22 protein-coding genes are annotated in these 24,949 nt (G+C 37.6%); 16 read left to right on the top strand and 6 right to left on the bottom strand.

From position 1 onward, the window contains the following. The first annotated feature begins 193 nt into the window (after positions 1–193). Positions 194–1,699, top strand: coding sequence for a spondin domain-containing protein (locus BLS33_RS01430; RefSeq protein ID WP_143017555.1), 1,506 nt, complete (start codon positions 194–196; stop codon positions 1,697–1,699). 157 nt (positions 1,700–1,856) lie between these two features. Here BLS33_RS01430 and BLS33_RS01425 read toward each other — a convergent pair whose 3' ends face one another. Both BLS33_RS01425 and BLS33_RS01420 read right to left on the bottom strand, forming a co-directional pair. Beyond that, on the bottom strand, positions 1,857–2,339 hold the full coding sequence (locus tag BLS33_RS01425) for a hypothetical protein (protein ID WP_089884550.1): 483 nt from the start codon (positions 2,337–2,339) through the stop codon (positions 1,857–1,859). 164 nt (positions 2,340–2,503) lie between these two features. Next, a complete protein-coding gene (locus BLS33_RS01420) occupies positions 2,504–2,941 on the bottom strand; it encodes a hypothetical protein (protein ID WP_089884548.1) in 438 nt (145 codons plus the stop codon). A gap of 75 nt (positions 2,942–3,016) precedes the next feature. Here BLS33_RS01420 and truA point away from each other — a divergent pair, with 75 nt between their 5' ends. The 3 genes from truA to BLS33_RS01405 all read left to right on the top strand — a co-directional run bounded on the left by truA (position 3,017) and on the right by BLS33_RS01405 (position 5,563). Beyond that, positions 3,017–3,802 carry a tRNA pseudouridine(38-40) synthase TruA gene (gene truA / locus BLS33_RS01415; RefSeq protein ID WP_089884547.1) on the top strand — a complete coding sequence of 262 codons (786 nt, stop codon included), beginning with the start codon at positions 3,017–3,019 and terminating at the stop codon, positions 3,800–3,802. A 36-nt stretch (positions 3,803–3,838) separates the two neighbouring features. Further along, entirely contained in the window at positions 3,839–4,930 is a 1,092-nt protein-coding gene (corA, locus tag BLS33_RS01410) for a magnesium/cobalt transporter CorA (protein ID WP_089884545.1), read from the top strand. 126 nt (positions 4,931–5,056) lie between these two features. Beyond that, positions 5,057–5,563, top strand: coding sequence for a hypothetical protein (locus BLS33_RS01405; protein ID WP_089884543.1), 507 nt, complete (start codon positions 5,057–5,059; stop codon positions 5,561–5,563). A 139-nt stretch (positions 5,564–5,702) separates the two neighbouring features. On the opposite strand, the gene cysM is transcribed toward BLS33_RS01405, so the two are convergent. Together cysM and epsC are read right to left on the bottom strand one after the other, a co-directional pair. Then, on the bottom strand, positions 5,703–6,587 hold the full coding sequence (gene cysM / locus BLS33_RS01400; protein WP_089884540.1) for a cysteine synthase CysM: 885 nt from the start codon (positions 6,585–6,587) through the stop codon (positions 5,703–5,705). Then, the gene (gene epsC, locus BLS33_RS01395) at positions 6,580–7,371 is read right to left on the bottom strand and encodes a serine O-acetyltransferase EpsC (RefSeq protein WP_089884537.1); all 792 of its coding nucleotides are present in this window, start codon (positions 7,369–7,371) and stop codon (positions 6,580–6,582) included. Before epsC ends, cysM begins: the two co-directional genes overlap by 8 nt. 97 nt (positions 7,372–7,468) lie before the next feature. On the opposite strand from epsC, the gene BLS33_RS01390 reads away from it, so the two are divergent. Next, a complete protein-coding gene (locus BLS33_RS01390) occupies positions 7,469–8,149 on the top strand; it encodes a DUF2461 domain-containing protein (RefSeq protein ID WP_089884535.1) in 681 nt (226 codons plus the stop codon). Here the strand turns inward: BLS33_RS01390 and BLS33_RS01385 are convergent. Further along, positions 8,141–8,548: a glyoxalase gene (locus tag BLS33_RS01385; RefSeq protein ID WP_089884533.1), complete on the bottom strand. Its 408-nt coding sequence runs from the start codon at positions 8,546–8,548 to the stop codon at positions 8,141–8,143. The genes BLS33_RS01390 and BLS33_RS01385 overlap by 9 nt on opposite strands. 165 nt (positions 8,549–8,713) lie before the next feature. Here BLS33_RS01385 and BLS33_RS01380 point away from each other — a divergent pair, with 165 nt between their 5' ends. From BLS33_RS01380 to BLS33_RS01335, 9 genes are all read left to right on the top strand, one after another. Beyond that, positions 8,714–10,072: an NAD-dependent succinate-semialdehyde dehydrogenase gene (locus BLS33_RS01380; RefSeq protein ID WP_089884531.1), complete on the top strand. Its 1,359-nt coding sequence runs from the start codon at positions 8,714–8,716 to the stop codon at positions 10,070–10,072. Between the two features lie 95 nt (positions 10,073–10,167). Beyond that, positions 10,168–11,064, top strand: coding sequence for a DUF72 domain-containing protein (locus BLS33_RS01375; RefSeq protein ID WP_089884529.1), 897 nt, complete (start codon positions 10,168–10,170; stop codon positions 11,062–11,064). A gap of 56 nt (positions 11,065–11,120) precedes the next feature. After that, on the top strand, positions 11,121–11,522 hold the full coding sequence (locus BLS33_RS01370; protein ID WP_089884526.1) for an acyl-CoA thioesterase: 402 nt from the start codon (positions 11,121–11,123) through the stop codon (positions 11,520–11,522). A 702-nt stretch (positions 11,523–12,224) separates the two neighbouring features. Next, positions 12,225–12,635, top strand: a complete 411-nt coding sequence (locus BLS33_RS01360) for a hypothetical protein (RefSeq protein WP_089884523.1) — start codon at positions 12,225–12,227, stop codon at positions 12,633–12,635. Further along, positions 12,635–13,006, top strand: a complete 372-nt coding sequence (locus BLS33_RS01355) for a response regulator transcription factor (RefSeq protein ID WP_089884521.1) — start codon at positions 12,635–12,637, stop codon at positions 13,004–13,006. Before BLS33_RS01360 ends, BLS33_RS01355 begins: the two co-directional genes overlap by 1 nt. A gap of 1 nt (position 13,007) precedes the next feature. Next, a complete protein-coding gene (locus BLS33_RS24735) occupies positions 13,008–16,004 on the top strand; it encodes a HEAT repeat domain-containing protein (protein ID WP_176801297.1) in 2,997 nt (998 codons plus the stop codon). Then, entirely contained in the window at positions 15,997–17,427 is a 1,431-nt protein-coding gene (locus BLS33_RS01345; RefSeq protein ID WP_089884519.1) for a glycosyltransferase family 2 protein, read from the top strand. Before BLS33_RS24735 ends, BLS33_RS01345 begins: the two co-directional genes overlap by 8 nt. A 7-nt stretch (positions 17,428–17,434) precedes the next feature. Continuing rightward, positions 17,435–19,831, top strand: coding sequence for a sulfatase-like hydrolase/transferase (locus BLS33_RS01340; RefSeq protein WP_089884517.1), 2,397 nt, complete (start codon positions 17,435–17,437; stop codon positions 19,829–19,831). Then, on the top strand, positions 19,828–21,069 hold the full coding sequence (locus BLS33_RS01335; protein ID WP_089884515.1) for a YaiO family outer membrane beta-barrel protein: 1,242 nt from the start codon (positions 19,828–19,830) through the stop codon (positions 21,067–21,069). The genes BLS33_RS01340 and BLS33_RS01335 overlap by 4 nt, the downstream gene beginning before the upstream one ends. A 523-nt stretch (positions 21,070–21,592) precedes the next feature. On the opposite strand, the gene BLS33_RS01325 is transcribed toward BLS33_RS01335, so the two are convergent. After that, positions 21,593–22,456 (bottom strand): sigma-70 family RNA polymerase sigma factor, encoded by an 864-nt coding sequence (locus BLS33_RS01325; RefSeq protein ID WP_089884511.1) that lies wholly within the window; start codon positions 22,454–22,456, stop codon positions 21,593–21,595. A 172-nt stretch (positions 22,457–22,628) separates the two neighbouring features. Here BLS33_RS01325 and BLS33_RS01320 point away from each other — a divergent pair, with 172 nt between their 5' ends. Together BLS33_RS01320 and BLS33_RS01315 are read left to right on the top strand one after the other, a co-directional pair. Continuing rightward, the gene (locus BLS33_RS01320; protein WP_089884510.1) at positions 22,629–23,138 is read left to right on the top strand and encodes a DUF6155 family protein; all 510 of its coding nucleotides are present in this window, start codon (positions 22,629–22,631) and stop codon (positions 23,136–23,138) included. Positions 23,139–23,357: 219 nt separating this feature from the next. Then, positions 23,358–24,869 carry a DEAD/DEAH box helicase gene (locus tag BLS33_RS01315; RefSeq protein WP_089884508.1) on the top strand — a complete coding sequence of 504 codons (1,512 nt, stop codon included), beginning with the start codon at positions 23,358–23,360 and terminating at the stop codon, positions 24,867–24,869. Positions 24,870–24,949 lie beyond the last annotated feature (80 nt).

The following is a 24,949-nucleotide window of genomic DNA, read 5'->3' as shown; positions in this document are numbered from 1 at the left end:
GTATAACAGGAGGCAACCAAAGGTTTAAATTTCTGTGATTGCCTTGTGATTTCAATGTTTTTAGTTTGATATGAGACAATTACCATGCAGTGCGAATGTCTGGCAAAAGGGAATAATAATACTATTTCTAATGCTAACACTTCATTGTTGTGGATTTAACCCCTAATTAATTCTAAAAACAAAAATTATGAAAATGAAAACACTATTTGCAACTTTTGTAAGCGGTACCGTTCTGTTGTTGACAGCTTGTTCGGATCCTGAGAATGATACACTAGTCATTGGAGATACTACAGCGGAGAAAATAGTCACAGATGTCGATGGCCTTAGTGATGATTCAGAAAAGAAAATGGTGGCCCAAGCTGATTTTACAGTGACTATCGAGAATGTGGTCACACCAAAACCTATTTTCCAAAGTGGCGTATTCTCAGTACCTGTTGGTGGGTCGGGTCCAACTCCCTTATTTCCCGGTGATGCCTATGAGTTTGAAATCGACGCAGGCCCTGTGGTACTTCCTGGAGATGGTGGCACAAGGCTTTCCTTTGTAACGATGTTCGTACAATCGAATGACTTGTTTTATGCTCCTGGAGAAGAAGGAATTCGACTCTATAATGAAGATGGGAGTTCAATCTGTGCCAATGGACCTGTTGATGTAACGGATCAAATTGAGCTATGGGATGCGGGCACCGAGGTCAACGAATCGACAGGTGGACCCAACCAAAAACCACAGCAAGCAGCAGGCGACGTAGATCAAGGTGAGAATGAATACGGAGTGGTAACCAAAATAACCAATAACAGTTGCACTTTTGGAAATGTGTTGCCAGAGAATGAAGAGGTTATAAAGGTGACCATCGAGAATATAGGTCCGGCCAAGTTCAAGGTTCGTATTATGAATGTTTCTACTGGTACCACCATTTCAGTACCCGCGCAGGGTGAGAATGTGAGGGCGGCAGTTCCACTTTCCCCAGGTGTTTATGCGGTACACACGGCACCCGCACCATTTTTTGTTGAAGGGGAAGCGGCTTCAGGCGCGGGTCTTGCTGCTAGTTCGGAAGGAGTTGAAAATATCGCCGAAGATGGTTTCCCAGAAGCATTGTTAATGGATACGCAAGAAGCAACTGGGTTAATTGTTCCCCTATCACCTGGTGCTTGGGCAACTCATGACATGAACGTTAACTCTTTTTTTCAAATCGATACCCCAGATTTTGGAGAGGGTTTACAGGCAATTGCCGAAGACGGGGTCCCAATGATGTTAGTTGATGTACTGGCGGATAAAGAAGGGATAGATATTTCTGAGGCTTTCGATACCCCGTTAGGGGCATCAGGTCCAGGGGCCATTGGTCCGGGAGGTCGTTATCAATTCTCTTTTTCTGCAGAAGAGGGTGATTATCTTTCCTTGGCGACTATGTTTGTACAAAGTAATGATTGGTTCTATGCCTTTTCATCCGAAGGTCTTAGTCTTTTTGAGAACGGAGCACCCATTAGCGGAGATGTAAGTGAATATATTACCCTATATGATGCGGGAACTGAAGTCGATGAATATGCAGGTGCTGGTTTGTTTCAGGTGATAAGACAGTCTGGCGCAGATTCTGGCGCTGAGGATTCAAATATAAATGTCCGATTGATAGACCCATCCGAATTGGGGAATATACCTGATAATATTGAGGTAATTAAAGTAAGTATCGAGTCAAGCTTGAAATAGTAAAATTACCTACGCCAATAATATGAGCATTAAAAACCCGGTCGTTGTTACCGGGTTTTTATTTTTTATAATAGAGCTTTCCAAAAAAAGTATGCTTTGTAAAACTGAAAATTTAAAAGTGAATGATTTTTGATAGTTGAATAGGCGGGGTGAGGTCCTATTTCCATGAATCTACATGTTGGTTCATATCATCGAATACGTATTGTCCCACAAGGTCTTTCCTATATTTGAAAGCCATTAAGGTCAATGCCATGAGTAGAAGTTGTAGCGTAACAATAAGTATTGCTATAGGAAAAAATGAATTTGGTATTACATGGTTTTCGAACTCGTCATAGCTAATTAAGATCTGAGTGGTTTCAAAAAATTTATAGAGGTAGACCAAAAAGATAATATACAATGAATACTCTAAGGTGCGCATTGGCGGATCACTTAACTCATTTTCCTTAATCTTGAACCAGAGTACATATAAAAAGGTAAAATGGACAATACTTAATAATGGAAAAATATAATTATCAGGCTTAAAAAAATAAAATTTATCAGTGTACAGCCCATAAAAGCTAAAAACACTTAACACGAGCAGCGCCATAATAGACAGCCTTAATACCCATTTCCATGGGAATAGTTGTAAAACAGATTTCATTCTAAAATTAGGTTTCGGGGGATTTACAGAATCCTGGTTTAAAACTTAAAACGCACTCAAATTTGGTTTATTTCAAATATTCGATAAAGTGTAATTAATGTTGGTTATACTTAAAAATTAGGGCGAAAATAATATAAAACACTGAAATAAAGTATAATATGTCTCTAATAAATCCAACCTTTATTTTGGGCCTTCCCGGAAAAAAATACAAGTAAGATTCCAATCAATGCTACAATAATGGGCATGGCTACAGCGCCAGGACCATATACTTCGAAGCTATTACTTAGAAAAAACGCATAAACTAGTTGAACAACAATACCTATTAATGAAATCAAAAATACAGGTCGTGCCCATTTTTTTCTTAACAATAAGGCGATGCAACCAAGTGTTCCGCCCCAAACGGCAATGGCAAATGCGGCCGTGGCCCACGCAGGTTGTGATTCGTACAGAAGCCGCTCGGCTTGGGTCAATTTTTCAAGGTCTTCGACGCTCATAAAAGCATCCTTTAAATATGCCATCACGCCCATGATATTCCAAAGAAGCGCAAGAACACTCACAATCCAAAACCACTTCGGAGGTTTTATTTCTTGATCTTTTGTCATGTCTACTTGGTTTAGTAAAAAGCTTCATACAAATTACAAAAAAAAACTGTAGCTTGAAACGAATTACTTTTATGGATGAAAAGAAATAAGTACTACTATTTGATACAGCTGCAATATTTAGGTTTTCGCTATAGTGGATGGCAAAAGCAGCCGCAACAAAGAACTGTCGAGGGCATGATTACAAAAACCTTAAAGTTTGTTCTAGAGGGACAAAAATTCAAAATTCTCGGAGCAGGCCGGACCGATGCGAAAGTTTCGGCAATAAATACGGCGTTTGAACTATTTTTAGAAGAAACCCCCATAGAAGACCACCAAAAATTTCTGGAAGTTTTTAATATGAATCTTCCCCCTGACATTAAAGCGCTGGAGATAAAAGAAGTTGATACTTTGTTTAATATTATACAAAATGCCAAGACGAAGGAATATGTTTATCTTTTTTCCTTTGGTTCAAAGCATCACCCATTTTGTGCACCTTTCATGGCCAATTTTCATGAGAATCTAGATGTCGAGATAATGAAGGAAGGGGCTCAACTCTTTGTAGGCACCCATAACTTTTCAGCATATACGGCAAGATTAAGGGAAAATACCGACGTAATGAGAACTATTGAAAGCTGTAAAATAAAGCCGAACACACTTCTGACCGCTAACTTTTTTCCAGAAACAAGCTATGCTCTTTACGTGACAGGAAAAGGCTTCATGCGATATCAAATACGTATGATTATGGGAGCATTGGTGCAGTTGGGTAGAAACGAATTGCAACTTCAGGATGTTAAAGAATCCCTGTGCGATAGTAATAATTTACAACTTACATTCGTGGCGCCTGGTTCAGGATTGCTTTTAAACCAATTGGAATTTGAATAAAATACACATCAGTACCATTTATATAATAGTAGAGCTATGACAAAGAAAAAATTGTCTTCTAAAACGCACAAAAATAAGAAGTCAAAACTACACCGTAAAACAGGTAAGGCTCCCGGTACCGTAACCTATATGGGAAAGCGTGAGGGTGCGGCTTCTAGGGTTACCATAATTAATTATAATTCGTCCGATTATGAGGTGCATAAGGCCGATAGTGTCGAGGCAGCCATAAAGCATCAGAAACCTGCCATGTTGCAATGGGTAGATGTTGTCGGTATTAGTGATGAAAAGTTTGTAGAAAATTTGGGAACGCATTATGGTCTTGGCGCTTTGGTGCTTGAAGATGCCGTTAATACACAACAGCGACCAAAAATCGATGAATATGAGAACTATATTTTCGGAGTGTTCCAAATGCTATATATCAGTGATGATAACGAATTGGTGGCTGAGCATGTAGCCCTTGCTTTGGTAAAGAATGGCGTTTTGGTATTTCAAGAGTTAGAAGACGATGTATTTGAAGGGGTAAGGGAAAGGATAAAAAACAAAGCTGGCCGTATTAGAAACAGAAATTCCGATTATCTGTTTTTCGCTTTACTTGATGCGATAGTGGATAATTATTTCGTCGTACTGGAACATCTCAATACTAGAATAGAAGCTTTGGAAGAAGAGGTATACGAAAACCCGCGACAAGAGGTTGCCCACAAAATTCAAGAGTTGAAAAAGGATGTACTAAAAGTCAGAAGATGGATTTTTCCCGTCAAAGAATTACTTAGCCGTTTGATAGATTCAGAAAGCGAACTTATCAATAAAGACACCAAAATGTTTTTAAGGGATGCATTGGACCATTCCATAGAAATCAACGAAAGTCTTCAAATATATCGGGAAATGTCGATGAGTCTTATGGAAATGTATATGAGTAATATGAGCAATAAGATGAACGAGGTAATGAAGGTGTTGACTATTATGGCCTCTATCTTTATTCCGTTAACCTTTATTGCAGGGGTCTATGGAATGAATTTTGACAATATACCCGAACTACATTGGGAATATGGCTATTTTATAGTTTGGGGAATAATGATTATGATTTTTATCATCATGGCGATTTATTTTAAACGAAAGAATTGGCTCTAATTTAACCCGATTCATTTTTCAAATTGATCATGAGGTCGATTTTTATAGTCCATTATTTTTCTAATTGAGCAAATAGTAGTGTAGTCCATAGGTTATATTGTTTCCTGAACAAATAATATACAGAGAATGATATATAGGACACAACTACTTTTAATTTTTGCTTTTTTGACGATAGGATTTACATACGCGCAGAATAGTAATAGGGAAATATCCGAAGAAACGACCCAGAAAAAATATGAAATGTACGAAGATGCCAAACTGGTAAAAAAATCAGTTAAGATTCACACGTCTATAAGTCAAGAAATAAAATTTGCAAAGGAGGATGAAGGTAAAATCGATGCAAGAAGAATTATATCTCCAAAAACGATTGTCAAAACAATCAATATAGACAATGATATCGATGATGATTACGATGAAGTTATAAGTTTTAGCTATACTTCAGATGCCAATAAAGATTTTGTTTTCGGAACGAACGACAATGAGATTTTTGCTGCCATAGAAAATAGTAAATATTTGAATATACACAATGATGCCGTAATGTCTGAGGAAAACCTGAACACGATGTTCGTCATTACGAATAAGGAAGGGAAAGTACTCCAACTAATCTTGGAAGACCATAAATCGATGAAATAACAGGCGTATCTTAATAAGAACTCTAAAAAGAAGCACCCGAAAAGTGCTTCTTTCTGTATTGTCTAACGGAATGCACTTTAAGAAATATACATTCTCATTGCACGTAGGGGTCCGGCCTGATTTTAAAAACATCGCAGATTTAGGCAAACAAATCTGAAGAAAGATATCGATCACCGCGGTCACAGACAATAGAAACAATCACACCATGCTCCAGGGTGTCTGCCAATCGTAATGCGGCTACAGCTGCTCCACCGCTACTCATTCCCGAAAATATTCCCTCTTCCTTGGCCAATCTTTTGGCCATGTCAACTGCTTCCTGTTGGCTAACTTCCATCGTACGGTCAACTTTTGAAGCATCAAAAATTTTAGGCAGGTATTCTTTAGGCCATTTTCGTATGCCGGGTATGCTAGAATCATCTGTAGGTTGAACCCCTACAATCTCTACTTCTGAATTCTGTTCCTTTAGATAAGTAGAAGTGCCCATTATGGTTCCTGTGGTTCCCATTGCAGAAACAAAATGGGTGATTTCGCCATGGGTATCTTCCCATATTTCGGGTCCGGTTGTTTTATAATGTGCTTTCCAGTTATCGTCGTTGGCAAATTGATTGATCATGATGTAACCTTCATTTTGAACCTTGCTTTCCGCATAGTCTCGTGCACCCTCAATACCCACATCCGACGAGGTCAAGGTCACTTTAGCGCCAAAAGCACGCATTGTCTGCACTCGTTCTTTGGTCGCATTTTCTGGCATAACCAATTCGATATCCAATCCGTAAACACCGGCAATCATTGCCAATGCGATGCCCGTATTTCCACTCGTAGCTTCAATTAATTTATCCGTTTTGAGAATATCTCCTCTTTCGAGTCCGCTTTTCAACATGTTCAGAGCAGCCCGGTCTTTAACACTACCTCCTGGATTATGCCCTTCCATCTTAAAAAATAATTTTACGTTCGGATTTTTATTCAACACCCTTGATAGCACCAAAGGTGTGTTTCCGATAAGGTCGAGAATACTTTTAGACATTCGGCAGTGTTTTTATTTTAATCTCAGGGGTATGGAATACTGTGGAGTTCGGGGGTACGGAAGCCGTTATCCACGCATTTCCGCCAATAACGCTATTGGCACCAATTATGGTTTCACCACCTAAAATAGTGGCATTTGCATAAATGGTCACATTATCCTCAATAGTTGGGTGCCGTTTGGTCTTATGCAAATGTTTGGCGACATATAAGCCACCTAAAGTAACCCCTTGATAAATTTTTACATCATTTTTTATAATTGCAGTTTCTCCGATAACCACACCTGTTCCGTGGTCTATATGAAAAGAATCGCCAATATGGGCACCTGGGTTAATGTCGACGCCAGTTTGTCTGTGGGCATATTCGGTCATTAATCTTGGTACCAACGGAAAACCTTCTTTATAAAGTTCATGTGCCAATCTGAATATGGCGATGGCGTAAAACCCGGGGTAGGCCATATAAACTTCTTCAATCGACAATGACGCAGGATCACAATTTACCGTTGCTTCCGCATCCATATTCAATCGCTCTAGAATTCTCGGAAGTTTGCCCACATAGCTTTCCCAAACCTTTTTACATGATTTATTTACATCCCAACAAGCCAAATCGACCAAACCATCGAATTGTGATTCTAAAAGCGACAAATTTTCCGCTACTGGAGTATCAATGTCAAAAAGGGTATAAAAGAGTCGGTCGGTAAACTGTTCCGTCTTTTGTTTCAACGCAAACCTTAAATTAGGTTGGTTTTTGTGTTGAATTATTTTTTCAATAATCGATTTCTGATTCATATAGTACAACTTGACAGTTTTCAAAATTAACCATTATATTAAAAGCAGTTTATGCCAATTGGTTAACTTTAGCTTAAAATAACAACTTGTAGGTCGTATGTTAGATTCGGTAATTACGAAGCAAACGCTTCTTTTTCTTAAAAAACTAGAAAAAAACAATAATAGGGACTGGTTTGCGGAACATAAAAAAGAATTTAAAGATCATGAATTTGAAGTGAAAGCTTTTTTGCAGCGCCTGCAAGAAAGGTTGCAGACACATGATGAAATCGATAAACTAAAAATGTTCAGAATATATAGGGACGTTCGTTTTTCGGCCAACAAACAACCTTACAAAACTCATCTAGCAGGTTCATTTTCTAGGGCAGGTGTTCGGAATAGGGGAGGTTATTACTTCCACATACAGCCCGGGGGAAGTTTTATCGCAACGGGATTCTGGCAACCTAACAAAGATGATTTGCTACGCATACGCAAAGAATTCGAGTTGGATACGACCGAAATAAGAAAAGTGATTACCAAAAAAACGTTTAAAGAAATCTGGGGAGATCTTGTGGGCGACGAAGTTAAAACGGCACCAAAAGGTTTTGACAAAGAAGATCCCAATATTGACCTTATAAAGAAAAAACAATACATTTTCGTAAAGAATTTTACCGATGACGAGGTGTTGTCTCCAGATTTTCTCAACGTTGTTGATGACGCTTACAAGTCAATTCGGCCCTATTTTGATTTGATGAGCGAAATTCTTACAACAAACTTGAATGGCGAGTCGATATTAAACTAGTGCTCCCACCGTGAAATACTGTATTTGATCTTTCAGTCTTTCGACAACCATATTCATCATACGTTTGTTGAGTGCGGAAGAATTCTGGATATATATACCATATTCCTCTTCAGTGAACTGACCGATGAGCATTCCCTTTAAGGCGTTTCTGAATTTGATATCTTTTTGAATGGCATTTTCGATGTAGTCCATTCGTTTTTCTGGTATCAAATCATAAAAACTATTTTTATGTTTTGAAATATAATTCTTGAATACCGCTAACAACAAAAAGTTTTGGAGTTTAATAACGGGGCGCAAAGTTTCATTTTGAAAACGCTCGTCCAAACTCATATCTTCGGTTAATTTGGCAGATGGAATTTGAGGGCGAATTTCAAGAAGACTTCGAGATCTGTCGTTCATCACATGAGGTTTTTATAAAATTAATGCATATTGATGGTATCACTTTGGTGTGAAGCTGTTAGTTCTTAACGAGGTTATGAACAACGGCAAAAGGCGTTAAAAAACTATTAACACTTACACTTTTTGAAACAATATCGTTAGCTTTAAGAAAAATGAATATCAGTTATGAAAATATCGGTAAACCCTTTTAACGGTAAGAAAATATATGAATTTAAAGAGTTGAACAGTAATAATTTACAGTCACGAGTTAAACTTGCAGATGAAACTTTCAATTCTTGGAGAAAAACAACATTCGAAGAACGTTCAAGACTAATGAACAATGCAGCGAAAGAACTAAAAAACAACAAAGAAAGGTATGGTGCAATTATAACGAACGAGATGGGGAAACCTCTTTCCCAAGCTATCGTAGAAATAGAAAAGTGTGCCTGGGTATGTGAATATTATGCCGCAAATGCAGCAGAACAGTTGAAGGAAGAGCCTATTGAAACCGATGCCGATCTGAGCTATGTGCGCTATGAGCCTATTGGGGTTGTTCTTGCTGTTATGCCATGGAACTATCCTTTTTGGCAGGTTTTTCGGTTTGCCGCTCCAAATCTAATGGCAGGGAATGTTGGTGTTCTGAAACATGCCTCTAATGTAATGATGTCGGCACAAATGATTCAAGAGGTTTTTGAAAACGCCGGATTTCCTAAAGGCTGCTTTCAGAATTTAATCATTGGTAGCGAAAAGATTGAAGTTTTGTTAGAAAATGAACTTATCAGGGCCGTTACCTTAACGGGTAGCAAACCTGCAGGTTCGTCCGTAGCATCCACTGCCGGGCAGCATATTAAAAAATCGGTATTGGAACTCGGTGGAAACAATGCGCTAGTAGTGTTTGAAGACGCTGATATCGAAAAGACTCTTGAAGTCTGTGTTAAAGCTCGATTTCAAAATACCGGACAAAGCTGTATTGCAGGCAAAAGACTTCTTTTACAGCAATCTATAGCAAAAGAGTTTGTTCAAAAGTATAAAGATAAAGTAGAAGCATTAACGTGCGGAAATCCTCTAGATAAAGATACTTATATCGGCGTTATGGCTAGGGAAGATTTGGCCGAAGAACTGGAAAAGCAAGTTAGTGATTCCGTGAAAATGGGTGCTCGGGTTCTTTTAGGAGGAAAAAGGGAAGGTTGCTTCTTTGAGCCCACCATACTGACAAAGGTTGATGAGGCTATGCCAGTTTTTAAAGAAGAAACTTTTGGACCCGTTATCGGAATTACCACCTTTGAAAATGAAGTAGATGCAGTAAATCTTGTCAATAACTCAGAATTCGGACTGGGAGTATCTATTTTTACTGTGGACAGGAAAAGGGTCAATCGGCTGATTCCTCAATTTTATGAAGGAGCCGTATTTGTAAACGAATTGGTCAAGAGCGACCCTAGGCTTCCATTTGGCGGTGTTAAAACGTCAGGGTATGGGCGAGAACTTTCATCACACGGTATTCGCGAATTAGTAAATAAGAAGACGGTATATATCACGTATGAATAGCACTTTGATTTGCGTATTATTTATGAAATTTATACTTTACATATAACCGTTAAAATATTGTAAATTAATGTTTTATATTAAAAATAATTGATTTAATGAAATTTGGAAAAGTAGCGCAACCAGAACTGGTAGATTTCACTATCCCACAAGATCATCCCGATACGGAAGTTGTCTTGTCAAGGTGTTTGACCAATGACCCGTTAAACATTTACGTGGGTTGTGCCAAATGGAACCGACAAGATTTAAAGAATTTCTATCCGAGAGGAACCAAAGATGAGCTTGAGTATTATTCTAGACAGTTTAATTGTATTGAACTCAATGCTACATTTTATCGCATTTTCCCTGCGGAAACCTATAATAAATGGTATGATAAGACTCCTGATGATTTTAAGTTCTTCCCCAAAATTACACAGAACATTAGTCATTTAAGACGTCTAAACGAACAAGTTTACCCTATTTTAGATGAATACCTCAGTGTCACTTCCAATCTTAAAGAGAAGTTAGGTACGATTTTCTTACAAATGCATAACAATTTCGGTCCTAAAAATTGGGATAGGGTAACGCAGTTCGTAGAAAACTGGCCAAACGAATTTCCCTTGGCTATGGAGTTCCGACATACTGATTGGTTCAACGATGAGAAAGTGGCACAAGAACTTTATCATTTATTGCAAGAAAACAATATTGCGAATGTTTTGGTCGATACGGCAGGTAGGCGTGATTTGATGCATATGCGGTTGACAAATAACGAGGCTTTTATTCGATATGTAGGGGCTAACCACGACAGTGATTATGCCCGTTTAGATGATTGGGTCGAGAAATTGTTCGACTGGAAAAAAAAGGGACTGAATAACATTCATTTTTTTGTTCATCAAAATATGGAGTTGGCATCCCCGTTATTATCGGCACACTTTATTGCTAAATTGAATGAAAAGCTTGGTAGTAATTTACAGATTCCGAAAACGTTGCAAGAATCTGACCCCAAGTTGTTTTAAGGGTGATTTCTTCTGTAATTTTGCACGAGTAAATAAGTTCCCCTAAAATTATTATTATGAGATTCCATACGAGAAAATGGGTTAAACCTGAAGATTTAAATGCTAATGAGACCTTATTCGGTGGGCGGGTATTGGCTTGGGTCGACGAAGAAGCTGCTTTGTATAGTATTGTTCAACTCGAGAACAAAAAAGTGGTTACCAAATACATGTCTGAAATTAATTTTATGAGTACCGCTAGACAAGGAGATATCGTTGAAATTGGTATTGAAGTGGTTAAGTTTGGTAAAAGTTCGTTGACACTCAATTGTGAAGTACGAAATAAAATGACGCTCGAAACCATAGTTACCGTTGATAATATTATCATGGTAAACCTAGGCGATGATGGTAAACCAAAGTCACACGGAAAAACCAAAATAGAATTCGTGAAAGATAGAATAGCCGCTGCAAAAGATAAGTAATCGGTATATAGTTTTTTATCATAATATTCAAACGACGAGTCTCCACATAGGCCGCTTCTTTGAGCGGCCTTAAATTATGTTTGAAGAATAAAACATTTTTTTATTCAATATTTTGAAAATTAATACTTTAAAGTATTTACCTTACTTTGACACTTTAAGTTGTTTTTGTTTGCAGTCATACGCCCAAACAAATTATCCAATTCCGAAATATTTTGGTTAACCAATTCAATTCATAAAAAATCCACACCTACAAATAGGCGTCCTTTACCACATAAACAAAGGGCTAGGTAACATTTAATTGCAAACTACACCTCAATTGGGCTAATTTTAAGGTAATTAACAAATTACTAATAAAAAAATTGAAAATTTGTAGGAGTAAAATCTACTGTTTTCAATCGATTTTGCCCAAATCAACCTTTTGAAAACTAAAGACCTACTTTTTCCATGCCTTCAGCTTGATGAATCGTTTAAATATAATTTTTCATCACAAAAGTTAAATGCCAGTCCGGTATTCAAACCAAAAATTTCCTACAAAAATCTTTCCGGAAAATTGGTTTCGGTTACCCATCTCCTTGTATCATCGAAAGATAATGTGGCGATTGATATAATGGGAGGCAACTCCCTCAATTTCAATGGGAAAACTAGCGTAATCAGAAGTTTTATTGGGTATAAAAGTAGCACCTCATTTAAAAAAACGTTGGTATGAAAAATTTCAAGACCCTCCAGTCCCTAACGAAGAATAATGCTAATTCAGATGCTGCCAATATTGACTTGAAGCCTCTATACGACGACTGTATGGGTGATTGTGATATGCTAGAAGAATTGATTGGTTTGTACAAGAAGAATATTTTGGAATTCGTCGGACAAACAAAAATAAATTTAGAAAATCAAGATTGTAAAGGGCTAAAATTTTCTATACATAAACTAAAATGTAGTCTATTGCTTTTGAAGACCCAAGACTTGTTCAATATCGTGGAGAAAATGCATGTTATCTGCGTTGCGGAAGAAGATACTGGACAATTACAAAACCTATTCAAATGTTTTTTAGATAGTTACCCTAGTATTGAAAGAGCCATAGACAAACAATTTTTAAACCTCTTAAATAAAGAATAATGGTACAAAAGAAGCTTTTACTGGCCGAAGATGATGAGTTATTGGCTTCACTGTTAACATTTCGATTGGAGAAAGGAGGGTATAAAGTTAGTCGGAGTAAAGACGGAAAGGCCGTAAAGGAACATTTAACTAAAGAAATGCCCGATATAATAGTCAGTGATATTATGATGCCATACTTCTCCGGAATAGAACTCATTGACTTTGTGCGTAATGAGCTAAAATCTAAAGTTCCTATCATTATTATTTCTTCGGCAGGTAATGAAGAAAATGTGCTTAGCGCATTTGAACTGGGGGCGAATGATTTTATTTCCAAACCGGTTAGCCCTTCTGAACTACTTGTCAGGGTCGCAAGAGAACTGAACAAAATTTAATTTGATTATAAAAGCGCTTACATATCGATATTATTTCTTAATCAATGTGCCTAAAATCCATACGGAACTTTTATGGCAGTTGACTTTTCTGTTTATTGGTTTGGTGATAATATATTTCACCGCAATATTCTTTTTCAGAAATAAGATTTCGGCTACCGGGCGAAAGGTTAAAAAGCGGAAGACAGAGTTATCACCGATGATTAGCGAGTTTCTTTTTTATGAGGATAATGGCCTAAAAGAAGACAAAAGCAATTATGTGACTTTGAAAATCGAAATAAGGGAGCTGCTCAAAAATGATTTTAATCGCAAAGTGTTGACCGAAATATTACTTGATCTTCAAAAAGATGTTTCTGGAGACACTCAAAAACGGGTTTTTTCACTTTATCAAGATTTAGGACTTGACAAGGATGCATTTGAAAAACTAAAAAGTTCGAAGTGGCAAGTCATTTCGAAAGGCATATTAGAGCTTACGAATATGCAAGTTGTCGATTCTTATATGTTTATCATTAAATTTATAAATGACCGGAGGAGTACCCTTCGTCAACAAGCCGAAATTGCAACTGTTACATTAAGGCCTGAAGGCATAGCCTTTTTTTTAGATACCACAAAATATCGAATATCCGAATGGCAGCAGTTAAAGCTATTGGATGCTATGCGAAATTTGGAAGGTTTTAGTCCTCCTAGATTTAAACTTTGGCTGACATCACGAAATAAGCACGTAGTGCTTTTTGCGCTTAAGTTGGTGAAATACTTCAATCAAAACGACTGTAATGCTTCTTTAATTGAATTGTTAAAACATAAGAATAACCAAATCCGGGAAGAAGCTATAAAATGTATTAAAGAATTTAATGTTGTAGCTGCACGCGACATTTTAAAATTGATTTTCTGGAAAAGCAATACCGTAGTGAAAATAGCCGTATTGGATGCTATCGCTTATTTAGGAAATGAATCTGATATTGAATTTTTGAAAAAGGTTGAAAACAAGGAGTTTAACTTTTCAGTTAAAAGTAAAGCTTTAAGTGCAATCAACGCAATTTCTCCTGAAAGTATTATGCCCACCGAAGGTCTTCAAAATTTGGACATGAGCAAGATACCTCCAGAAGATTCACAGGAAAAGGAAGCTGATAAAACCGAAGATAGTATAGCGTTAGAGGACTCCGTACATGCCGATGTCGCACAAGCTATAGTCCAATTGACCGAAGCAGCAGAAGAAGTTGCAATAGAAGAACCAGCAACAGAAGAACCAGCAACAGAAGAAGTAGCAACAGAAGAAGTAGCAACAGAAGAAGAAGAAGAAGAAGAAGAAGAAGTGTCTCAATCTGTAATGGATATGGATATACATGAGGCAGAATATGTTGACGCATCCTTAGTAAAAGAGGAGAAGAAAACCAATGTGATAGCTGTTTCTGAGCTATCAGAAGAGAAAACCACGGAATCCTTTGATGTGAACTTTTTGCCACTTGTGAGCGAAACGGAAGTGTTCGGCGATAGGTTATCGGAAATAGTCGAAACCTCAACACATTATAGACCTAGCAAAAAGATTATTAAAAATGATATTAATGACTTTGAAGTTGTTTTTGAAGCCGTTGAATACACTGAAGTTTCGAATGAACTTAAAAATGGCCTTGAGGCCAACGTCGTCGGGAGTAGTGATTTTTTGATAGTTGATTTTTTGCCGATTATAGTTAATAATCAGGATGTCACTTTATACAATGAAGCCGAAAGGGAAATGTCGGTTGCTAACGAGGTGATGGCTATTGAAGTTATAGAGGAAGAAATACTTCCTTGTGGGCAATTGACCAAAGAAGAGCCTAAACTAATATTTATTAATGAGTTTCCAATTTTAGAGGTGTCGGATATTGAAGTGATTGAGGCCGAATTCCTCTCTGAAATTGAGATAGCTGACTTGAATAATAATCCAGAGCATAAAAATTTACAGCAGACAACATCTAAAATGAAGAGTACCGATCAAATAAAATTAAAAGCGATTATCGAAGATTTAGTCGCTTTTGAGAGTTCCGATGAAATTAAGGAGATTATAGAGGAATTTGATGATGTATGGCCTGACATGAAATGGATTGAAAAGTCACTTGACATGGAGTTCGTTCCATTGCAACAAGAAGAATCATTCAACGAGGTAAATGAAGTTTCTGTTGAGGGTGTTGACGATGATTTAACTCAAGATAAAGGCACTTTAATAGAGAGTATTTTGCAATCGGAAACGTTTGATGTAGATACTAGTGAATCTGTTTTAGTTGACAATAGCTATAACGATGACAATAGCCATAACGATGACCAAAGCTTAAAAAATGCAGAAGAAGCTACGATGAAATTATTGGATGACATCGAAGCCTTGGGAGATCAGCGAGAGATTCCACTTTTGAGTGAATTATTGCAAAATGAAAAGTATAAATCTGTTAAAGTGCGCATACGGCATTTGATTGCCAAGTTTGCTAGTATGCCTTTTGAAGAACGACCCAACCTCATTAAGTCGAAAACGTCTGAAGACATCGATTTCAAGCCATTTAATGTATTCGAAGACCTTTTCCGTACCTGCGATACCGCAAAAAAATTGATTTTGCTAGATGAAATTGTTGCTGTAGGTGATGAAAAGGAAATTCCCTTTCTCGATAGTCTTTTAGAGGATCCAAATTTCAAAATTAGAGAAAAGGCGCAATTAGGTTTAAAAGGACTTATGGCAAAACTGGTTGAAAAACGTGAATCCCTAGAAAACGATGAAATAAACAATCAATCAGTTTGCACAATTGAGCAATCTGAAGAAATTGATGGAGCGGTACTTTTAGAATACAGTCTCTTTCTCGATGAGATGGAAGTGGAACCGCCGCTGAATGGCGATATTTTTGACGTTGGCTTTGAACTTTCTGAAAAGTTAGAGCTCGTTGAAGAAGTGCATCTAGCAATAGAAACCCCACAAGACTCCTTCTTAAATCAATTGTGGTCATTTCCGACCAAAATAATAGAGAAACTAAATGGATAGCGGGGTATTCAATATTATTTTAGATTATATAAACATTGTTTTTCTGCTGTTTACAGCTGTGCTATTTTTAATGTTCAGCTTAATGGGCTATCTGTCTACCCGAAATTCAATTCATTATCGAAATAAAAATAGTTTTGGTGATATGTCGAAAGTCATGGCATCACCATTGGCTCCTAGCATTACCATTATCGCACCCGCCTATAACGAAGGGATGACCATTGTTGAAAATATTCGTTCATTGTTGTCATTACGATATGTTAATTACGAGGTGATGGTGGTCAACGATGGTAGTAAAGATGATACTTTACAAAAGATGATCGATGCTTACGATTTGGTTCAGGTAGCGCATCAATTCGATCCAGATTGGCGTTCGAAACCCATACGCGGTATATATAAATCATCGCAACGCTCTTTCTCTAAACTTACAGTTATCGATAAAGAAAACGGGGGAAAGTCTGATGCCTTGAATACCGGAATGGCCCTTTCTAACAATCGCTATGTGGGTTGTATCGATGTTGATTGTTTATTACTACCAGACGCATTGCTACATGTGGTAAAATCGTTCTATCAACGCTCTAAAAAGCGGGTAATTGCAGTTGGTGGAGTGATTCGGGTCGCAAATTCCTGCGTTATTTCAGGAGGTCAACTGGAAGAAATACGCCTTCCCAAAAACTGGTTGGCAAAATTTCAATTGTTGGAATACACACGCTCTTTTATTTTAGGAAGAATGGCCTGGGGTCGTATTGATAGTTTGCTTATAATTTCTGGGGCCTTTGGTTTTTTTGATCGTGAAATCGCGCTCACTGTAGGGGGGTATGATACGAATACCGTGGGGGAGGATATGGAAATCGTATTTAAAATGCGCCGGTACATGCACGAACGAAAATTGCCCCATACCGTTGAATATATACCGGATTCACTCTGTTGGACAGAAGTTCCCGAAGATCTCAAAATATTTGTAAACCAACGCGATAGATGGGCCAGGGGAAATCTAGAGACGCTTTTTAAACATAAAGATATGTTCTTTAATCCCAAATTTGGGAGGTTGGGCATGCTCAGTTATCCTTATTGGTTTTTTTATGAATGGCTCGCCCCTTTATTAGAGTTTTTTGGGTTTTTCACAATTATACTTTTTTATTATTTGGGAATACTGAATTGGGATTTTTTCATCGCTATAACGGTAATGATTTATACGTTTTCAGTAATGTTTTCTTTTTACGCCATATTATGGGATGTCTATTCTTACAATGAATACAAACGCACTAAAGATATTCTGACATTAATGTTCTGTGCCTTAATTGAGCCTGTGGTTTTTCATCCTATCGTGGTTTGGTCTGCGGTGAGGGGTAATTATAAAAAGTTGTTCAAGATTAAATCAGGTTGGGGCTCTCAGGTTCGTAAAGGGTTTGCCAAAGCAACATAGTCAAAAAATGGATACAAGTAGTATTTCAAAATCGACATTAAAACACTACACAAGACTGATGATTTCATTTTTCTTGTCGCTAGTCGTGTTGTCCATTTTCCAGTACACGATCTTGTATTTTAAGGGTGTTGTTGATGCTGTTTTGGGAATGAGCTTTGTTCTTTCGGTAGTAAATCACATGGGGTATGCTTCTTTGGTAGGACTCATTTTAGTACCTTCTTTTAACCTTCTTGAGAATTTTAGGCCCAGGCACGGCTTTATCATTGTGTTTATCGTATTACTGCTTCTGTTGGGTGTTGAGGCATTATTGGTTACCTATTACTGTGCTTTTTATATTCCATTGGGGGCTGATTTATTAGATTATGGTTTTACAGATCTTATAATAGGTGCTTCCAATTCTCGGGGTATGTTACCTTCCATTATTTTAGCGGCACTTATAATGATAGCCTCTTTTTTAGGATGGTATAAAATCACATCGAAATTCTACCATCACATTAACAAGATGTATCCTTTTACCATCGTGTTGTTCAGTCTTTTTGTAGCCACGTTATTTACAGAAGGAAAACCCATCAATCAAAACAAGACCCAGTATTTAGGTGTACATCTTTTCACTGAAACTACGGGAAGAACATATTATAATCCCAAAGAAGAGTTTCCCTTAGTGCGAACACCAAACACTGAAGATGTTTTGGGAAGGTACTTTGAATTACGGGAAGAGAAACCTAACATTGTATTTGTTATTATTGAAGGCTTAGGAAGAGATTTTATGGGTGAAGGTGCTACCTATGGAGGGTTTACACCGTTTTTGGACTCATTATCCACTAAATCGCTTTATTGGGATAACTTTCTGAGCAACACAACACATACTTATGGGGTTATACCCTCTTTAATGGGGTCGTTGCCCTTTGGTGAAGACGGGTTTTTGAACCTAAATTATCTTCCGAACAAACTGACTTTATTCGGCATATTAAAGAACAACGGTTATCACACCTCTTACTATCAAGGCACCAATAGTTCACTATATAATTTAGATAATTTTTTACAGAGTGAAAACCTTGATTTTATTTTAGATCGGTCTGGCTTTGGAAACGGCTACCAATTACAAATCGAAGATGCAGGTGGTTCTTCTTGGGGCTATCCCGATAAAGAACTCTTTAGAAAGAGTATGGGGTTACCAAAACCAAGTACCCAACCAAGAATGGAGGTATACATGACCGCCAATGTTCGTAGTCCCTTTTTATTGGCGAATCAAGAGTCTTATGAAACTAGGGTTGCCCAATTGCTCATTGATAGAAATATAGATGAAGAGGCTCGTGAAGTAATAGAGGAGAATCGTAATGTTTTTGGTAGTCTATTGTACAGCGATGAAGCCTTAAAATCATTCTTTAATATCTATCGCAACAATCATGATTTTAATAACACCTTATTTGTCATTACCGGAAATTATGCGCTTGAATCCCCGGTTCCGCAAAAAAACGCATTGAGTTCTTTGCATGTACCCTTGATTATATATAGCCCTATGCTAAAAACAGCTAAGACTATAAGTTCCATCTCTTCTCATTTAGATGTGGCTCCTTCCATACTGGCGCTTCTAAACAGTAAATATGAAATAAAGATGCCAAAAAAAGTAGCTTGGTTGGGTGGTGGGTTGGATATGCAAAGCGATTTTCGGTCGATTAAAGATATTCCCCTAATAGCAAATAAAAGTGGAACGATGGAGTTCTTACATCGAGACAAGTTGTTTTTCGATGGAGACGCTTTTGAAATTGATAACCATCTAAATATAAGTGGAGCGCTAGGTCATAAGGGTGATTTGGGAAGACGGCTAAATGATTTTATGGCAATGAATGTATACGTAACCGAGAAAGATAAGATTATACCCGAAGATTTGGCTATTTTCCCATTTAGGAAAGAGGCGTTCGAGAACAATGAAATGGTTTGGCTGAATAGTGTATTCAATGGTAGCAACTTTGATAAAGCATATTCGACAGCAAGGAATTTCGCGTTTGATAAGAAATCGGATAAGGCCTTGCTACTTTGTCGGTACATACTTTCAGAGGTTCCTAGCCATTTAGATGCACGTATTCTGATGGGGAGAATCAACGCATGGGAAGGAAATTATTCGGAGTCAGTTAGAATACTTCGGGCATGTGTTAGGTTAAACCCTTCTTATTTAGACTCGTACGAAGCTTTACTTGATGTTTATTTCTGGTCAAATAAGACTGAGGCGGCTATGAGATTGATAGCGCATATGAATAAAAGCGAAATAGATACTTCGGCGATTTCATCAAAGATTAAGAGGGCTAGGCAAGAAGCTAAAAAGAAACAAATAAATACGTTCAACCAAAAGTCTTTCAAACAAAAAGAAGAAGGAACTGAAATCGCTTTAAGTAATAATAAATGAGATTGACTAGAAAAATATGGGTAATGGCACTGCTGGTAATCCCACTTTTGGGAGAAGCGCAAGAGTTGGCTTATGAAGGTGATCCCGATGTCTCATTTTTTACGGCAAGAAATTTAGCTTTCGAGGGCAATCGAAATATTGCGCGAGATACTTTATACCGTATTTTGAGCAAATATCCAGATTATACCGATGTTCGTAGTTTGCTTGCCAGTACTTATAGTTGGGATGGAGACTACGATAAAGCGAGATCACATTTTAACCGAATTACATCTGTAGAGCGTAAGAATAAGGAGGTATGGGTCGCGACTATTAAAAATGAAATCTATGCCGAGAACTATTACCTAGCCCTTGGTTTGGCCAACAAAGCTGTATCTTATTTAGAAAGTGACCTTGATATAATCGCGTTGCAGACAAAGGCATTGGCCTTGGTCAAAGGGAAGGAAGAAGCGACAGAGAAACATGTAGTCGTTGAAACACCCATAGATACGCTGACAGAGGTCAAGGGCCTCAAGAATGGTGTGAAAATTTCCAATTCTTTTGAAATTTTCGATGTGGTTTACGACCCAATGATCTACTCGAGTATGAGTTATGGTCGAGAAACGGGGGCAGGTCTCGTTATACCAAGAATAAATTATAGCAATCGCTTTCAAACCCATGGTGTGCAATATGAAATGGATTTTTATCCCAAGTTTTCAAAAACCTTCTACGGCTATTTGAACTATGGCTATTCGAATGCACCCATTTTCCCAGATCATAGGGTAGGGGCCGAGCTTTATGCAAATCTGCCAAAATCGCTGGAAGCATCACTAGGCATGCGGTTTTTAGATTTCAACACCACCAAAGCTCAGATTTATACGGGATCTATCGGACTCTATTCTGGCAATTATTATTTTTCCTTGAGACCTTATCTTACCCCACAATCGAATGGCAATATGACTTTTTCGGGGAACCTGTTGGTGCGGAAATATTTGAGGGATGGTGAAAATTATCTGGGTATCAATTTCGGAATGGGATATTCACCTGAACTCAAACAACTGCGTGATGAAGATGAGCTACTTGCAGAAACAGTGCTCTTTATTGAATCACAACGGTTGGGTATGGAGTATCAGTTTACGGCTAAAAGGAGTCCCAATATATATAAGGCGAGTCTCGGGGTCAATCGACAAGAGTTGGTTTTTGACTCCGGTAATTTTACTTGGTCGATTGCTGCCGGAATATCCTATGAAATCAAATTTTAAGTACAATACGGCAGGCGCGCGTTTGGCTGTAAGAGCTTCCATTTTCTTAAACAAACCAATTGACATTCCTCAAATTTTTAGTGTTATACAACGAAAACTACAAGGTACACCACAATTAATTGTTTCGACTTCCCGTTATTTTTATGTTTACTGCATGATAAGCAATGAAACCCAAATCATCTCGATTTATCGAGATTAATTTAAACCTATATAATATGCTTTACGATACCTACGGAGAAGAGTACTTGGCGTTCCTCCAAGATTTAAATGAAATTTTAAGTTTAAACGAATTAGCCGAATTAGACTACATGTAGTAAAATATAGTAATTTTTAAAAACCCCCAGATTATGGCAAATCAAAATCCAGACAACGCAGCTTATTTGAATTTTATTGAAAGTTTAAATGATATTCTTATCAACTTCGATATCAGCAAATTAAAGTATTCCTAATTAGTCAAGTTTTGACTAATAATAAAGGGAGACAGCAAAGCTGTCTCCCTTTATTAATTTTAAGAGTAAAGATTCTATCCCAAATAGGTTTTGAGTAATTTACTCCGAGAGTTATGACGCAGTTTTCGAATGGCCTTCTCACGTATCTGACGTACTCGTTCACGAGTGAGGTCAAAGGTTTGTCCGATTTCTGCCAAGGTCATCGACTGTTGATCGCCTATTCCATAATATAATTTTACCACATCGGCCTCTCTAGGTGATAAAGTTTCAAGAGCCCGGTTTATTTCGGTGTTTAAAGACTGCTGCATCAACAACTTATCTGGCCGGGGAGATTCACCCGATCGTAAGACATCGTAAAGGTTAGAGTCTTCTCCTTCCCGAAGCGGGGCATCCATTGAAACATGCCTTCCCGAATTCTTTATAGACTGTTTTACTTCGGTAACGGTCATTTCAAGCTCCTTGGCAATCTCTTCTGCGGAAGGTGGTCGCTCATGTGCTTGTTCCAAATAAGAAAAGGTCTTCTTTATCTTGTTGATAGACCCAATTTTGTTCAATGGTAGTCGCACAACTCGCGATTGCTCTGCCAACGCCTGTAAAATTGATTGTCTTATCCACCATACGGCATACGAGATAAATTTAAACCCTCTGGTTTCATCGAAGCGTTTGGCAGCCTTAACAAGCCCCAAGTTGCCCTCGTTGATAAGATCGGGTAGCTTTAACCCCTGGTTTTGATATTGTTTGGCCACCGATACCACAAAACGAAGGTTGGCAATGGTCAATTTTTCCAAGGCTACTTGATCTCCGGCTCTTATACGTTGAGCTAGTTCCACTTCCTCATGAGCGTTGATCAAGTCTATTTTACTGATATCTTGCAAGTACTTGTCCAATGATTTAGATTCACGGTTCGTGACCTGCTTGATGATCTTTAGTTGCCTCATATATTTATTTTGGATTTTGAAGTTCTACAAGCTTACAGTATACATCTTTATTGTGTCTTTTCCAAAGAGTTAAAGTATTGTTATACACAATTTATGAGAAGTTTATGATTTATTGCCCTACAAATGAGAATTCTTGATACTTGTGTTATTTTTGTCCGTATATAGCTGAAATATGAGTAAAAGGGCACTTAAAAAGTATGTATCGAATTTACCGAAAAAGGAATTGGAAGCACAGTTACTAGACCTTTATGACCGTTTTCCAATGGTCAAGCAATATTATGATTTCGTCTTCAATCCGAAAGAAGACAAACTGGTGCAGGAGGCCAAAACAAAAATAGCTAACGAATATTTTCCCGTTAAAAGAAAGCGGCCAAAAGCCCGACGCTCTGTAGCACAGAATAGGATAAAACATTTTGTTAAACTGGGTGTAGACCCATATTTAATTGCAGATGTAATGTTATACAATTTAGAGGTGGCACAATCTTTTGCCCTTGAAAGAAATGTTCCCGATGCCTTTTACAAAAGTATGTTGAATTCATTCAACGAAGCGGTACACTATGTAGCGGTAAATGGTCTATTACACGACTTTAAGTCTCGCATTTTAAAAGTATATCAGATTACACAAGACGAGAATTGGTTACATGGCGAAGGTTTCTCTCGCGCTTTGGATTTAATCGATTGATAGTATTGTAGGTCGTGTCTATTGAGGCTCATTATTAGAACGCAACTTGGTAAAATCCTTTGCTTCCTATATTGCTGTAATGCAATGTTTTGGAAAAATTAGCGGGACTTTTCGATTAATAAATTTCGGTTGGGTGTAAAATTCGATTAGTTTTGCAAAATTGAACTTGCTGCATCAGCCCAATATAACGGAGACTAAATTTAAGATATACCTTACTGTTTGGAACTAGGAAAAGATACCACAGAAAAGACACTTTACGATTATCAGATAGATGATTTGAATGCCATCTTCAAGCATTTGGAAGAATCTCATGTCAATGCCAATTTATTATATCAATTGCCTACAGGCGGGGGCAAAACTGTAGTTTTTTCAGAAATTGCCCGTAGATACATCGAAGAATCACAAAAAAAGGTAGTCGTTCTTACCCACCGTATTGAACTGAGTTCACAGACATCGAAAATGTTAACGGGTTTTGGGGTGAAGAACAAGATTATCAACAGTGAAGTAAAAGAACTCAAAGATCAAGACGAGTACATGTGCTTTGTCGCGATGGTCGAGACGCTGAACAACAGGTTGCAAGAAGAGAAAATCGAAATCAACAATATTGGTCTTGTCATTATTGATGAAGCACACTACAATTCTTTTAGAAAGCTTTTTAAGCATTTTAAGACAGCCACCATACTTGGAGTTACCGCGACGCCCTTAAGCTCGAATATTAAGCTCCCTATGAAAGACAACTATAAAAAGTTGATCGTAGGGGAGTCTATAGCCTCGTTGATCAAGCGTAATTTTTTGGCCAAGGCGAATCTATATAATTACGATGTAAGTCTGCAGAGTCTAAAATTGGGCATCAGTGGTGATTATACCGTAAAATCTTCCGATGAACTTTATGGCAACCATAGCATGTTGGGCAAGTTATTGGCAGCTTATAAAGAAATTGCAGAAGGCACGAAGACACTTATTTTCAATAATGGTATCAATACGTCACGATATGTTTACGAAACTTTTAGAAGGGCAGGTTACAATGTAAGACACCTTGACAATAAAAACAATGCGGCCGAAAGGCGTGAAATATTGGACTGGTTTTCGAATACGCCCGATGCGATTCTGAGCTCCGTAAGTATTCTTACCACGGGCTTTGATGAACCTTCAGTGGAAACCATCATACTAAATAGGGCAACTCGTTCGCTGACTTTGTATTTTCAGATGATCGGTCGGGGTTCTCGGGTTTTAAAGGATAAAAAGGAATTCAATGTTATCGACTTAGGAAACAATCTGGCACGTTTCGGTCCTTGGGATTCTCCAATAGATTGGCAAGAGATTTTTCATTTTCCCGATTTCTATTTAGAAAATATAAAGAACGATGAGGAAATTGAACGGGAGTTTGTATATGAAATGCCACCGGACCTTAGGGCAAAATTTTCAAAATCTAACAACATTGAATTTAATGTAAAGGCTGAATATAAAAAAGTATTTGCCGAAGGCCTTAAATCAAAAGTAGTGTTGGAGCGAAGTATAGAGCAACATGCCCAAATATGTATCGAAAATGCCGAAGATGTTTTTGACGCACGAATTTTGGCCAAAGAACTTAAAGAAGAAATAGCCTATCGCATTCGGCAATATTCATACTGTATTATGAATAACACAAAAAATTATAAGGAGTGGTTAGAAGAAGACTATGGCCGAAAACTACGTTCTTCCATTTCAAAAAAGTTCGCACAACGTATGTAAGTTGTTTGCTGCGTAATAGTCGATTATTTTAGTATTGGCTTTTATTTTCTAGGTATAAAAAGAAGGAACGTATGGTTTAC

Source organism: Kriegella aquimaris, assembly GCF_900103215.1.
In the GTDB taxonomy this organism is placed as follows: Bacteria; Bacteroidota; Bacteroidia; order Flavobacteriales; family Flavobacteriaceae; genus Kriegella; species Kriegella aquimaris.
The sequence above is the reverse complement of the archived record's forward strand: the minus strand, read 5'-3'. Positions and strand labels throughout refer to the sequence as shown.